Origin of the sequence: Bradyrhizobium sp. SZCCHNRI1009 (assembly GCF_032487575.1) — a bacterium.
Taxonomy (GTDB): domain Bacteria; phylum Pseudomonadota; class Alphaproteobacteria; order Rhizobiales; family Xanthobacteraceae; genus Bradyrhizobium.
In genome coordinates this window covers 414,435-428,474 of the sequence record NZ_JAUEUL010000002.1, presented here as the reverse complement: position 1 = coordinate 428,474, position 14,040 = coordinate 414,435, and the positions used below count along the sequence as shown (strand labels likewise).

The 14,040-nt window shown below is 68.2% G+C and carries 12 protein-coding genes; 7 read left to right on the top strand and 5 right to left on the bottom strand.

The genetic code is table 11. The features are described 5' to 3' along the window. Positions 1–93 precede the first annotated feature (93 nt). The 5 genes from QX010_RS05505 to QX010_RS05485 are packed head-to-tail and all read right to left on the bottom strand — an operon-like array spanning position 94 to position 3,671. On the bottom strand, positions 94–876 hold the full coding sequence (locus QX010_RS05505) for a TSUP family transporter (protein ID WP_316178130.1): 783 nt from the start codon (positions 874–876) through the stop codon (positions 94–96). Beyond that, the gene (locus tag QX010_RS05500) at positions 873–2,123 is read right to left on the bottom strand and encodes a CCA tRNA nucleotidyltransferase (RefSeq protein ID WP_316178128.1); all 1,251 of its coding nucleotides are present in this window, start codon (positions 2,121–2,123) and stop codon (positions 873–875) included. Before QX010_RS05500 ends, QX010_RS05505 begins: the two co-directional genes overlap by 4 nt. Continuing rightward, positions 2,120–2,383, bottom strand: a complete 264-nt coding sequence (locus tag QX010_RS05495; RefSeq protein ID WP_315802775.1) for a DUF6111 family protein — start codon at positions 2,381–2,383, stop codon at positions 2,120–2,122. The genes QX010_RS05500 and QX010_RS05495 overlap by 4 nt, the downstream gene beginning before the upstream one ends. Next, complete coding sequence (locus tag QX010_RS05490; RefSeq protein ID WP_316178126.1) at positions 2,380–3,042, bottom strand: CoA pyrophosphatase; 663 nt, start codon at positions 3,040–3,042, stop codon at positions 2,380–2,382. The genes QX010_RS05495 and QX010_RS05490 overlap by 4 nt, the downstream gene beginning before the upstream one ends. Positions 3,043–3,050: 8 nt before the next feature. Continuing rightward, positions 3,051–3,671: a DUF1285 domain-containing protein gene (locus QX010_RS05485; RefSeq protein WP_316178124.1), complete on the bottom strand. Its 621-nt coding sequence runs from the start codon at positions 3,669–3,671 to the stop codon at positions 3,051–3,053. Positions 3,672–3,936: 265 nt separating this feature from the next. On the opposite strand from QX010_RS05485, the gene QX010_RS05480 reads away from it, so the two are divergent. The 7 genes from QX010_RS05480 to QX010_RS05450 all read left to right on the top strand — a co-directional run bounded on the left by QX010_RS05480 (position 3,937) and on the right by QX010_RS05450 (position 13,980). Beyond that, positions 3,937–4,935, top strand: coding sequence for a MoxR family ATPase (locus tag QX010_RS05480; RefSeq protein WP_315802772.1), 999 nt, complete (start codon positions 3,937–3,939; stop codon positions 4,933–4,935). Next, a complete protein-coding gene (locus tag QX010_RS05475; protein WP_316178122.1) occupies positions 4,935–5,891 on the top strand; it encodes a DUF58 domain-containing protein in 957 nt (318 codons plus the stop codon). The genes QX010_RS05480 and QX010_RS05475 overlap by 1 nt, the downstream gene beginning before the upstream one ends. Further along, positions 5,888–8,710 (top strand): DUF4159 domain-containing protein, encoded by a 2,823-nt coding sequence (locus tag QX010_RS05470; RefSeq protein WP_316178120.1) that lies wholly within the window; start codon positions 5,888–5,890, stop codon positions 8,708–8,710. The genes QX010_RS05475 and QX010_RS05470 overlap by 4 nt, the downstream gene beginning before the upstream one ends. Then, complete coding sequence (locus tag QX010_RS05465) at positions 8,707–8,856, top strand: hypothetical protein (protein WP_316178118.1); 150 nt, start codon at positions 8,707–8,709, stop codon at positions 8,854–8,856. The genes QX010_RS05470 and QX010_RS05465 overlap by 4 nt, the downstream gene beginning before the upstream one ends. Beyond that, the gene (locus QX010_RS05460; protein ID WP_316178116.1) at positions 8,853–10,916 is read left to right on the top strand and encodes a hypothetical protein; all 2,064 of its coding nucleotides are present in this window, start codon (positions 8,853–8,855) and stop codon (positions 10,914–10,916) included. The genes QX010_RS05465 and QX010_RS05460 overlap by 4 nt, the downstream gene beginning before the upstream one ends. A gap of 205 nt (positions 10,917–11,121) precedes the next feature. Continuing rightward, positions 11,122–11,493, top strand: coding sequence for a DUF2946 family protein (locus tag QX010_RS05455; protein WP_316178114.1), 372 nt, complete (start codon positions 11,122–11,124; stop codon positions 11,491–11,493). Positions 11,494–11,652: 159 nt separating this feature from the next. Continuing rightward, the gene (locus tag QX010_RS05450; RefSeq protein WP_316178460.1) at positions 11,653–13,980 is read left to right on the top strand and encodes a TonB-dependent receptor; all 2,328 of its coding nucleotides are present in this window, start codon (positions 11,653–11,655) and stop codon (positions 13,978–13,980) included. Positions 13,981–14,040: the final 60 nt, after the last annotated feature.

Here is a 14,040-nt window from a genome sequence, read left to right as displayed (position 1 = left end):
TCCGTCGAACGGCAACACCGTGAACCAGCCCCCACGCGGAGCCGATCGATCTGGTTGACGACGGGATGGAGCTTGGATCGGCCGGCATGCCGGCTACGGCGAGACTGCAGGCCATAGGCTTCGCACGGCCGACGCGATCATCACGCCGCCGCCGGTGATCACGGCGGCATCGAGGATGGCGGCGTGGATGTGCACCGGCATGCGGGCAACGAAGGCCTTGGCGAGGAACGCGCCGGGCACCGCGACCGCGCCGATCAGCAGGGCGAAGGCCAGCACCTGCGCCGTGACCACGCCTGCGAGGCCGAACACCGAGATCTTGATGACGCCCGTCGCCACCGAGATCATCGCATCGGTGGCGATGACCGCGGCGCCTTCGAGGCCGGCGGCCATCAGCAGCGACAGCAGGATCACGCCGGAACCAGAGGTGCCGCCGACCAGCACGCCATAACCGACCGCGCCGGCGGCAAGCCCGCCATTGCCGATCCGGACCTCGCGCTTGCGCAGGATCCGCCGCAGCGGAACGCTCATCATGAGCATCGTGCCGATCACGAACGCCGCGCCGGCATTGGTCAGTCGCGTGTAGCCGTAGGCGCCGAGCGCGGTCGTGAGCGCTGCCGCCGCGATGACGATTCCGGCGCGCGCACGGTCGGCGTGGCTGATATAGGCAACGACACGGCTGAGGTTGGTGAGGATCGCGGAGATCGCGATGATCGGCACTACCGGTTCGGCGCCGACCATCGGCACCAGTACGAGCGGCATGAGAGCGCCGGTGCCGTAGCCGGCAAGACCGCCGATGATGGAAGCGAACAGGGCGACGGCGGCGACGAGCAGGAGTTGCGAGAGCGAGATGTCGGCAAAGCCTGCCAGAAAATTCATGAACGTCCGTCGCGATTGACGCGCGCCGCCGCCTGGTCGGCGATCGCGTTCAGCGATGCCTCGTCGAGCGGAAAGTCCGCAGCCAACCAGGCATCCTCTGCGAGGGTGAGCACATGACCGAGAAGCGGTCCCTCCGCAACCCCACGCGCGATGAAATCGGCCGCCTTCAACGGCAATTTCGGCGGCGTGAAGCGCTGCGGCAACAGCGCACGCTCGCGCCATCGCCGGTCGCCGCGATCGCGCGCCCGCGCCCAGCCGAGCATCAGGCGGTCGCGGTAGACGGTCTCGCCGAGACGATACAGCAGACGCCGGACCCGCGCCTCGTCGGCGGAAGCGAACCGCCACCAGCGATGGCCCATGCCGTCGAGCGCCTTGGTCTCGGCATTGGAGAGCTTCAGCCTGACGCCGAGCCGGCGCGCATCCTCGGTCACGGCGACCGCGAGCGCGGCAAGACGGCGGACCGCGCTCGGCGGCAGCTCCAGCTCGCGCTCGATGCCGATCATCGCGGCGAACGGACCGAGATAGGCGACGCCGCCGAGGATCGCCGTCAGCAACCCGCCATCCGCCATCGCCGCGACGGCGCCGACCGCGCCGTCGGTGACGAGCAGCTTCAGCATCTCCATGCGCACGCGCTCGGCTGACAGCGTCGCAAGCCCGCCACGGCCGGCGATGCAGGCCAGATAGCCCTCGCGATCAGGGGCGCCATGCCCGAATGCCGCATGGATGCGGAAGAAGCGCAGGATGCGCAGATAATCCTCGGCGATGCGCTGGGCGGGATCGCCGATGAAGCGCACGCGGCGTTGGGCGATGTCGGCGAGACCGCCGACGTGATCATGCACCACGCCGTCCGGCCCGACGGAGAGCGCGTTGATGGTGAAGTCGCGCCGGTGCGCGTCGCCGACCCAGTCGCGGCCGAACTCGACTTTGGCCTTGCGGCCGAAGGTCTCGGTATCCTCGCGCAGCGTCGTGACCTCGAACGGATGCCCCTCGAGCACGAGGGTCACGGTGCCGTGGTCGATGCCGGTCGGAACGCTCTTGATCGACGCCGCCTTGGCACGCCGGAGCACCTCCGCCGGCAGCGCCGTGGTCGCGATGTCGATGTCGCCGATGGCGATGCCGAGCAGCGCATTGCGCACGGCGCCGCCGACCACCCGCGCCTCCTCGCCGTCGCAATTGAGCAGCGCGAGCACGCGCGCGGCGGGACCGGACGAGAGCCAGGGCGCGTGCAGCACCCGCGCGTCGATCATTTCTCGACCCCTGGAACGAGCCTGCCGTTCTCGACATGAGCGGGGACGTAGGTCGAACGCGGCGGCGCGCCGGAGAACTCGGCGAGCAGGACCAGACTTGCAATCACCAACACCAGCGCCGCCACCGTCAATTTTGTGATCAGATGAAAGGGCCAGCTGGCCGGCACCAACAGCCCCGATTTGGTCGCGAGCAAGAACAACACATAAACCGCAAAAGGAATGAGGAAAATTCCGATTTCCGTCAACACGCCACGGATCATGGCCGACATATCCGTTCGTACAAGACCCGAAGGATGCCGGCTGTGGCGCCCCATATGTAGCGCTCGGCGAACGGCATCGCGTAATACGAGCGCTCCATGCCGCGAAACTCCTTGGAATGCAGCTGATGATTGGCGGGGTCCATCAGGAAGGCCAGCGGCACCTCGAAGGCGTCGTCGACCTCGCCGGCGTTGATCTTGAGCGTGAATCCGGGCCGCACCCGCGCCACCGTGGGCAGGATGCGGAAGCCGAACGCGGTGCCGTAGACGTCGAGATAGCCGATCGGGTCGACGAAGCTGCGGTCGAGCCCGACCTCCTCCTCGGCCTCGCGCAGGGCGGCATCGAGCGGCGAGGCATCGGTGACGTCGATCTTGCCGCCGGGAAAGGCGATCTGTCCGGCATGGCTCGAGAGGTTCGGCGAGCGCTGGGTCAAAAGGACCGTCGGCTCGGGATGGTCGACCACCGGGATCAGCACTGCCGCGGGGCGGATCGGCTGCTCGCGGGAGATGATCTCGAGCATGCGGTCGGTGCCGGAATCTCCGCTGGCCGGAATGACATCGGGATCGAGCAGGGCCTGCGGAACGTCGAAGCGCAGCCGCGCGCGGCCCCGCGCGAAGAAATCCGCTGAATTGACCACAGCGGCGGCCCCGTTCCTCACCATGGGCTGGTTCAAAGCGCCGCCCTCACCTCTTCTGCATCGGCCATGGGGAAGAACGCGCCGCCGGACCCCACGCCGAACATGACACGCCCATCGATCATCCGCTCCTCGCCCATGTCAACAAGCTCGTAGTACAGCGCCCGGGTCACCTTGGCCCAGAGATCGGCCCGCACATGCAGATAGGGCGTCAGGCCGCCGCTGTCGCCGGGCTCGAAGCGCAGCCGGTGCGCGGCATCGCATGCGACCCAATCATCGACATTGGTGCGGAATCGCAGCAGCGGTCCGCGCGCATCGCTCTCCGTCCGCATTTCTACGGCCGTGAAGGGAGCGTCATCGACGCGGATGCCGACCTTCTCCACCGGCGTGACCAGGAAATAGCGGTCACCTTCACGCTTGAGGATGGTCGAGAACAGCCGCACGAGCGCCGGCCGCCCGATTGGCGTGCCCATGTAGTACCAGCTACCATCACCGGCGATTCGCATGTCGAGATCGCCGCAGAATGGCGGATTCCACAAATGCACCGGCGGCAATCCCTTTGCGGACGTGCCGGCCTGCGTTGCCGCCGACGTCAGCCGATCGAGTCCGTTGGCGGTGTCGAGTCCGTTGTCGGTGGTCTGCCCTTGCTTCGCCATGGTTTGCCTTGAGTTTGCGTCCACCTTGGCACGATTGGTGCAAGATTCCATCGCCGTCGTCTGTGCAAAAGTTCCTGGCGGCCCTGCAGGTCAGGTAAGGTCGCCATAACGTGATGCCGTCAATACCCCGTAATGCCGATAATATGGGGATAGTTTAACTCAACGAATACAGCGCCTTCGCATAGATTGGCATCCGCTTCCCCGGCAAACTGGAGCGGAACGTCCGTCCGAAAGTCGAAGACGCGGGGCAGAAGGAGCGACGGGAATGGCTGAGAGTGCCGAGAAGCTCGAGGATGCGATCGTCCGGTCGGCCGAACAGGTCTCCGGCCAGATCCGAGCGGCAAAGGATGCGATCTCCAGCGTCATCTTCGGCCAGGACCGCGTGGTGGAAAACACGCTGGTGACCATCCTGTCCGGCGGCCACGCGCTGCTGATCGGCGTCCCCGGCCTTGCCAAGACCAAGCTGGTCGAGACCCTGGGCGTCACGCTCGGCCTCGATGCCAAGCGCATCCAGTTCACGCCCGACCTGATGCCGTCGGACATCCTCGGCGCCGAGGTGCTCGACGAGAGTGCCGGCGGCAAGCGCTCGTTCCGCTTCATCGCCGGCCCGGTGTTCGCGCAACTCCTGATGGCGGACGAGATCAACCGCGCCAGCCCGCGCACGCAGTCGGCGTTGCTGCAAGCCATGCAGGAGCAGCACATCACGGTTGCAGGCGCCCGCCATGACCTGCCCAAGCCCTTCCACGTCCTCGCGACCCAGAATCCACTGGAGCAGGAAGGAACCTATCCGCTGCCCGAGGCTCAGCTCGACCGCTTCCTGATGGAGATCGACGTCGACTATCCCGATCGTGACGCCGAGCGCCGCATCCTGTTCGAGACCACCGGCGCCGAGGAGAGTGCCGCCAAGGGCGCGATGACGGCGGACGCACTGATCGCCGCGCAGCGGCTGGTGCGGCGGCTGCCGGTCGGCGATTCCGTCGTCGAGGCGATCCTGTCGCTGGTCCGCTCGGCGCGTCCCGGTCCGGAGGCCGGCGAGGCCGGCAAGCTGATCGCCTGGGGCCCCGGTCCGCGCGCCAGCCAATCGCTGATGCTCGCGGTGCGCGCGCGCGCGCTGCTCGACGGCCGCCTCGCGCCCTCGATCGACGACGTGCTCGATCTCGCCGAGCCCGTGCTCAAGCACCGCATGGCGCTGACCTTCCCGGCGCGCGCCGAGGGACGCACCATTCCGGACGTGATCCGCCAACTGAAGAGCCGGATTGGCTGATGGCCGCAGCGACGGGGCACGCCGACAAGGAAATTCTCGCGATACGGCGTGCCGATGGCGAAAGCCGGACGCTGGCATCGTCGCTGCCGCGTCTCGTGCTGGAAGCGCGCCAGATCGCCGCCAACGTGATCCATGGTCTGCATGGCCGTCGTCGCGCCGGCTCCGGCGAAAGCTTCTGGCAATATCGCCGCTTCGTTTCCGGCGAGCCGTCGCAGCGCGTCGACTGGCGCCGCTCTGCGCGCGACGATCATCTCTATGTCCGCGAGCAGGAATGGGAGGCCGCGCACACGGTGTGGATCTGGCCCGACCGCTCGCCCTCGATGGCGTTCGCGTCGAAAGGCGCGCGCGACAGCAAGCTCGAGCGCGCCCTGATCGTGACCTTCGCCCTGGCCGAGCTGCTGGTCGCCGGCGGCGAACGCGTCGGCATTCCCGGCCTGATCAATCCGACCGCGAGCCGCAACGTGATCGACCGCATCGCGCAGGCGATGCTGCACGATGAGGCGGTCAGGCCCAGCCTGCCGCCCTCCTTCGTCCCCTCGGCGCTCGCCGAGATCGTCGTGCTGTCCGACTTCTGGTCGCCGATCTCGGAGATCAGCACCATGCTGGCCGGCCTGTCCGCGTCGGGCGCACACGGCACGATGGTGCAGGTGGTCGATCCCGCCGAGGAGACCTTCCCCTATTCCGGCCGCGTCGAGTTCGTCGAGCCGGAAGGCGGCGAGGTGATCACCGCCGGCCGCGCCGAGAGTTGGGCGCAAGACTACGTCGCCCGCGTGGCGCTGCATCGCGACCAGATCCGCGCCGAGACCGGCAGGCTCGACTGGCTGTTCACCACCCACACCACCAGCCGCTCGGCCGCCGAGCTGCTGCTGTTCCTGCACGCCGGCATGACGACCGCGAAGGTCGGCGCGCGCGGCGGCGTCAAAGTGGGCGCTGGCCCCGGAGGGCTCGGCGCATGATGGGCCTGCCGCTGTCGTTCGCCGAACCGCTGCTGCTGACCGGCCTCGTCAGCCTGCCGGTGCTGTGGTGGCTGCTGCGGGTGATGCCGCCGCGGCCGCGCCGGATCGAGTTTCCGCCGACCCGCCTCCTGTTCGACATCACGCCCAAGGAAGAGACACCGTCGCGCTCGCCGTGGTGGCTGACCCTGCTGCGGCTGATCGCGGCGGCGCTCGTGATCTTCGCCGCGGCCGGCCCGATCTGGAATCCGCGCACCGAGGCCGTCGGCAGCAAGGCGCCGCTGGTGCTGCTGCTCGACGACAGCTGGAGCGCGGCCGCAAGCTGGGACACCCGCATCAGGGCCGCCGACGAGATCATCGCCAATGCCGATGCCGACCGCCGCGGCGTCGCGCTGCTGCCGCTGTCGGAGCCCGCGCGTGACCTCACCTTGATGGCGGCCGGCGCGGCGCGCGTCGCGCTGCGCCAGATCACGCCCAAGGCCTACACGACCGAGCGCGCCGATGCGCTGCCGCAGCTCGATCGCTTCCTGAAGGCGACCGGCGATGCCGAGATCATGTGGTTCTCCGACGGCGTCGATCCCGGCCGCGGCAGCGAGTTCGTGACGGGTCTCGCTAAGACCATCGGCGACCGCAGCCTGACGGTGTTCGAAGGCGGCACGCCCTCGCCGCTGGCGCTCGCCGGTGCCGAGAACGCCGCCGCCAAGATGACGGTGAAGGTGCTGCGCGCCGATCTCTCCGTTCCCGGTGGCATCGTCCGCGCGCTCGATGCCAAGGGCTCGCCGCTCGGCGAGGCACAATTCAGCTTCGCCGCCGGCGCGCACGACGCCGAGGCGAGCTTCGACCTGCCGGTCGAGCTGCGCAACGACATCACGCGGCTGGAGATCGCGGGCGAGCGCTCGGCTGGAGCCGTACAGCTGCTCGACAAGCGCTGGCGCCGCCGCGCCGTCGGCATCGTCTCCGGCGCCACCAGCGACACCGCGCAGCCGCTGCTCGCCCCGACCTTCTACCTCACCCGCGCGCTGTCGCCGTTCGCCGATCTCCGGCTCGGCGACCGCGGTGCGCCGCAGCAGGTCATCACGCAATTCCTCGACCAGAAGGTGCCGATGATCGTGATGGCCGATGTCGGCACGCTGTCTCCGGAGTTGCGCGACCGGCTCAACGGCTGGATCGAGAACGGCGGCGTGCTGGTCCGTTTCGCCGGACCGCGCCTCGCGCAAGGCGACGACGATCTCGTGCCGGTCAAGCTGCGCCGCGGCGGCCGCACGCTCGGCGGCAGCCTGACCTGGGAGAAGCCGCAGCATCTGGCAGCGTTTGCTGCCGACGGCCCGTTCGCCGGCATCACCGTGCCGAAGGACGTCACCGTCAACCGCCAGGTCCTCGCCGAGCCCGACGCCGTGTTGGCGACCAAGAGCTGGGCATCGCTGGAGGACGGCACGCCGCTCGTCACCGGCGAGCATCGCGGCAAAGGCCTGATCGCGCTGTTCCACGTCAGCGCGGACATGCGCTGGTCCGATCTGCCGATGTCCGGCGCGATGGTCGAGATGCTCCGCCGCATCGTCGACATGTCCGGCTACACCTCGACGCCGGGACCGGGTCCCGCCGGCGAGACCGCCAAGGCCACGCTGGCACCGCTGCACATCCTCGACGGCTTCGGCGCCTTCGGACCGCCGCCTTCGACCGCCAAGCCGCTGCCGGCCGATTTCAACGACCGGGCTTCGCTGGATCATCCGCCCGGATTCTATGGCCCAGCCGAGGGACCCACCGCAGTGAACACGCTGAGCCCCGCCGATCGCATTCTTCAGCTCGACACGTCGGCGCTGCGCGCCAACCGCGCCAGCTACACCACCGCCGAGCCGCGCGATCTCCGGGGCATCCTGCTGTCGACCGCACTGCTGCTTTTCCTGATCGACGCGGTCATCGTCGCTCTCCTCGGCGGCGCGCTGGCCTCGCTCGCACGGCGGCGACGTGCAGCACCCGCGTCCATCGCGCTTGCGGTGCTTGCAACCGGCGCCCTGCTCGCCGTCGCAATGCCGACCACCGCGCGCGCCGATGCGGCAAGCGATGATTTCGCGATGCGCGCGGTGTCGCAGACGCGGCTTGCCTATGTCGTGACCGGCAATGCCGACGTCGATTCCATCGTCAAGGCCGGGCTGACCGGACTGACCTTGTTCCTGGCGCAGCGGACTGCGCTCGAAGCCGGCGATCCCGTCGGCGTCGATCCCGCCCATGACGAGCTTGCCTTCTTCCCGCTGATCTACTGGCCGATCGTGCCGGGCGTGCCGAAGCCGCCGCAGGACGCGATCAACAAGATCGATGCCTACATGAAGCAGGGCGGCACAGTGATCTTCGATACCCGCGACGCGGTCGAGGCGCCCCCCGGCGAGAACGGCGCGCAGCAGACCCCGGGCATGCAGTCGCTGCGCGAGATCCTGTCGTCGCTCGATGTGCCCGAGCTCGAGCCGGTGCCGCGCGAGCACGTGCTGACCAAGACGTTCTACCTGCTGCGCGACTTCCCCGGCCGCTTCACCACAGGACAGACCTGGGTCGAGGCGCTGCCGAAGGACGAGGACGAGGACAGCGCCTCGCGCCCGGCGCGCGGCGGCGACGGTGTCTCGCCGATCATCATCACCTCCAACGATCTGGCCGGTGCCTGGGCCATCCGCCCCGACGGCCAGGCCATGCTGCCGATGGTTCCGGGCGAGCCGCGGCAGCGCGAATTCGCCTTCCGCGCCGGCGTCAACATCGTGATGTACACGCTGACCGGCAACTACAAGGCTGATCAAGTGCACGCACCGGCGCTGATCGAACGGCTCGGGCAATGAAATTAGCTGTGCGCGAAGGTCGCGCCAAACCCATAGCCGTCATGGCCGGGCTTGCCCCGGCCATCCACGACCAGCGGCGCACGCTGCGCGACGTGGATGCCCGGCACGAGGCCGGGCATGACGACAACTGCGAGTTTGCCTCATGAACTACGGCATCGCGTTCACACCTCTGGTCCCGCCGATCGTGCTGTGGCTCGCGATCGGCGCGATCGTCGTCATCGCGGCGCTGCTGTTGCTCGGCCGCTCGCGTTCGGCCTGGATCCGCGTCACCGCGCTGGCCTTGATCGCGCTCGCGCTGGCCAATCCGCAGTTCACGCGCGAGGACCGCGAGCCGCTGAGCTCGGTCGCCGCCGTCGTGGTCGACAAGAGCCCGAGCCAGAATTTCGGTGACCGCAACAAGCAGACCCAGGCGGCCCAGGAGTCGCTGGTCGACAGCCTGAAGAAGATCAAGGGCCTCGAGGTCCGCGTGGTCGATGCCGGCCAGGCGGACGGCGAGACCGACGGCACGCATCTGTTCAGCGCGCTGACATCGGCCCTGTCGGACGTCCCCGTCGATCGGGTCGCGGGCGCCTTCATGATCACTGATGGCCGCGTGCACGACATTCCCGGCAACCTCGCCGCGCTCGGCTTCCAGGCTCCGCTGCAGGCCCTGATCACGGGCCAGAAGGCCGAGCGTGACCGCCGCGTCGCGATCACCGCGGCCCCTCGTTTCGGCATCGTCGGCCAGCCCCAGACCATCAGCTTCCGGCTCGATGATCAGGGCATCGCGGGCGCCAGCGCGAAGGTCGTGATCCGCCGCGACGGCGAGGTCATCAGCGAGCGCACCTTGACCAGCGGCCAGGCTGCCAATGTCGACGTCGACGTCAAGCACGAAGGTCAGAACATCGTCGAGATCGAAGCCTCGCCGCTCGACAACGAGCTGACCCTCGTCAACAACCGCGCGGTGGTCTCGATCGATGGCGTCCGCGACAAGCTGCGCGTGCTGCTGGTGTCGGGCGAGCCGCATTCGGGCGAGCGTACCTGGCGCAACCTGTTGAAGTCAGACGCCAGCATCGATCTCGTCCACTTCACGATCCTCCGGCCACCGGAGAAGCAGGACGGCACCCCGATCAACGAGCTGTCGCTGATCGCGTTTCCGACCCGCGAGCTGTTTCAGCAGAAGATCAACGAATTCCAGCTGATCATCTTCGACCGCTATGCCCGCCAGGGCGTGCTGCCGGTCGCCTATTTCGACAACATCGCGCGCTACGTGCGCAATGGCGGCGCGGTGCTGGTCTCGGCCGGCCCGGACTACGCCTCCAACACCAGCATCTGGCGCACACCGCTCGACTCGGTGCTGCCCGCCGAGCCGGTCGGCGTCACCGAGAAGCCGTTCTATGCGCATCTGTCCGACGCCGGCAAACGGCATCCGGTGACGCGCGGCCTCGAAGGCTCGGGCTCCGAGCCGCCGCGCTGGAGCCGCTTCTTCCGCACCGTCGAGACGCGCAATGCGGTCAGCCCGCCGGTGATGACCGGCGCCGACGGCAAGCCGCTCTTGCTGCTGTCGCGCTTCGGCGCCGGCCGCGTCGCGCTGCTGCTATCCGACCACATCTGGCTGTGGGCGCGCGGCTACGAGGGCGGCGGTCCGCATCTCGACCTGCTCCGACGCACGTCGCACTGGCTGATGCAGCAGCCTGACCTGGATGAGGAGGCGCTGCGACTCCAGATCCAGGGCAAGGATCTCGCCGTCATCCGCCAGACCATGGGCGACACCGTGCCGCCGGTCACCGTGACTTCGCCGTCCGGCCAGACGCGTGAGCTGACGTTGAGCCAGGGCGATCCCGGCGAATGGCGCGCGACCTTGCCGGCCAACGAGCTCGGCCTGTGGCAGGCCACGGACGGCACCTTGAAGGCGCTCATCAATGTCGGCCCGACCAATCCGAAGGAATTCTCCGAGGTCACTTCGACCACCGAGACGCTGAAGCCGCTGGCACAGGCCACCGGCGGCGACGCCCGCCGCATCGCCGACGGATCCGGCATCGACATGCCGCGCATCGTCCCCGTCAGGTCATCGACGCTGTTCAGCGGCGACGGCTGGATGGGCGTGCGGATGCGCGACGCCAGCGTCGTCAAGGGCGTCGGCGTGCTGCCGATGTTCGCCGGCGTGATCGGCCTGTTGCTGCTGCTCGGCGCGCTCGCCGCCACCTGGCTGCGCGAGGGTCGCTGACACAACGACACGAGCACGCGCCACCGCCTCGTGCGACGTGGCGCGAAGGGCACAGCGACGGGGATTCCACCCGCCGTCGCAGTGCGCTGATTGACAGGTGTGAAGCCCCCTTGCGATGTTACATTGTAACAACGGCTGATCATCCTCCCAGCCGAACGGGGTGGCCTATTCACATGAGGCCGATTTACATGAGCCAGAGCTGGCGATGAGCTGGTTTCGCGCGAACATCAAGGATGTCTCGCGGCTGGCGCTGTTTGCGCTGGTGCTGCAATTCGCGCTCGCGTTCGGCCACGTTCATTGGCTCTCCGCGCAGGCGCTGGACGGCGGCCGTCTCACGACGGCGCAGGCCCATACCGGCTCCTCTCCAGCAAGCCAGGACCCCGACCAGCAGCCATCCGCTGACGGCTGCGCCATCTGCGCCGTCATGGCGATGGCGCAGTCGATCCTGCTGTCACCGGCGCCCGTTCTGACGCCTCCTGAAGCGGTCGCATTCCGGCTGCCCGATGCGATCACCGCCACTGTCGCGGCCGTCGTCGTCGACACCGCCTTCCAGCCGCGCGCTCCTCCCACCGCCTGATCTGAGCCGCTCGAAACGCTGCCCCGCTGCGCGAGCGCACGGCGGCCGCGTGCAGGAATGGGTCCGTCGCAACCCGACGGCAGGCGCATCCCGCCAGCAACGAAAGACGTGGGACGCCTGATCAGGATCAGGAATTGAAAGATGTTGTCGAGAGCCTTGATGTCGGGCTGCAGCGCCGCAGCCTTGTTGTGCGTTTTGGGTGCGCCCGCGCGCGCTGACGATCCGGCGAAGCCGGCGGCCGAACTGCCCGAGGTCACAGTGACCGCACCGAGCCCGATCCGTGCCCGCAAGCCGGTGGTGCCGCGGCCCAATCCCACCGCGCGCGTGGCGCGCAGCGGCCCACGCACGCCGGCGCCCGCGCGCGAGGCCCAGACCGCGCCGCCCCCGCCGCAGCAGGGCGTAACGCCCATCATCACCGACCAGTTCGCGACCGTCACGGTGGTGCCGAATGAGGAGCTGCGCCGCTCCGGCGCGGCAACGCTCGGCGATCTCCTGAATTCCAAGCCGGGCATCACCGGCTCGAGCTTCGCGCCGGGCGCATCGAGCCGGCCGATCATCCGCGGCCTCGACGTCAACCGCGTCGGCATCGTCGAGAACGGCATCGGCGGTGGCGGTGCGTCCGATCTCGGCGAAGATCATTTCGTGCCGATCGATCCACTCACCAGCGACCAGATCGAGGTCGTCCGCGGCCCCGCAGCGCTACGCTACGGCTCGACTTCGATCGGCGGCGTCGTCAGCGCCACCAACAACCGCATTCCCAATGCGGTGCCGACCTGTTCGACAGCGCCGTTCCAGACCTATGGCCTGCCGGCGAGCGCGCCGGCCGTGGGCAGCGCGCCTTGCGTCACCGCGGAAACGCGCACCTCGTTCAGCTCGGTCGACCGCGGCGTCGAGGGCGGCGTGCTGCTCGATGCCGGCGGCGGCAATTTCGCTGTCCATGCCGATGCCTACGGCCGCAAGACCGGCGACTATTCGATTCCGGGTTATCCCTATCTGTTCGACCAGACCCGCCCGGTGAACGGCCGGCAGCCGAACTCGGCCGTGCAGAACGATGGCGCCTCGCTCGGCGGCAGCTATTTCTTCTCGGGCGGCTTCATCGGTGCGGCGATCACGCAGACCGATGCCCTCTACCACATCCCCGGCATCGACGGCGCCGACAGCCGGACGCGGATCGACGCGCACCAGACCAAGATCACCGCCAAGGGCGAGTACCGCCCGGACTCCGCGGCGATCGATGCCATCCGCTTCTGGGCCGGTGCGACCGACTATCGGCACAACGAGATCGGTCTCGCCGATGTCACCGATCCGACCACCGACGGCGTGCGGCAGACCTTCACCAATCGCGAGCAGGAAGCGCGCGTCGAGATGCAGATGATGCCAGTCAATCTGCGCTTCGCGACGCTCACGACCGCCTACGGCGTGCAGGCCGGACACCAGGAGCTGAATGCGCCGAGCCCCGACAATCCCGGCTCGGTGTTCAACGGACTGTTCGGCCCCAACACCAACAACCGCGTCGCCGGCTACGTCTTCAACGAGTTCGCCTTCACACCGGCGACCAAGGCGCAGGTCGCAGCCCGCATCGAGCACGTCTCATTGAACGGCTCCACGCCGAACTTCCCGGTCGACTATCTGCCGGACGGCACGCCACAGGCCAACATCGCCCGCAATCCGTCGTACACGCCGAAGAGCGCGAGCGTCGGCCTGTTGCAGAACCTGCCGGGCGATCTCGTGGCGAGCGTCACCGCGCAATATGTCGAGCGCGCGCCGAAGCCAGCCGAGCTGTTCTCGCGCGGCGGCCATGATGCGACCGCAACCTTCGACATCGGCAATCCGAACCTGACCATCGAGACGGCCAAAACCGTCGAGGCCGGACTGCGCAAGGCCACCGGCCCTTTCCGCTTCGAGGCCACCGCCTACTACACGCAGTTCAGCAACTTCATCTACCGCCGTCTGACCGGCGTGATGTGCGGCGATGATTTTGCCTCCTGCGGCACCACCGGCACCGGCCTGAACCAGGCGGTCTACTCGCAACGCAACGCGCTGTTCCGCGGCTTCGAGTTCCAGAGCCAGTACGATGTCGCCCCGCTCGGCACCGGCATCTGGGGCATCGAGAACCAGTTCGACGTCGTCCGCGCCACCTTCGCGGACGGCACCAACGTGCCGCGGATTCCGCCGATGCGCGTCGGCGGCGGCCTGTTCTGGCGCGACGCCAACTGGCTGACCCGCATCAACCTGCTGCACGCCTTCGCGCAGAACGACATCGCGCCGATCGCGGAGACGCCGACGCCGGGCTACAACCTCCTCAAGGCGGAGGTCAGCTATCGCACCAAGCTCGATCCGAACATGTTCGGCGCGCGCGAGATGCTGGTCGGCATGGTCGGCAACAATCTGTTGAACGAGAAGATCCGCAACTCCGTGTCCTACACCAAGGACGAGGTGCTGCTGCCCGGCATCGGCGTGCGGATCTTCGCCAATCTGAAGTTTTGAGTGCGAGGTCCTCACCTCGCCCCGCTTGCGGGGAGAGGTCGGATTGCATCGCCAGATGCA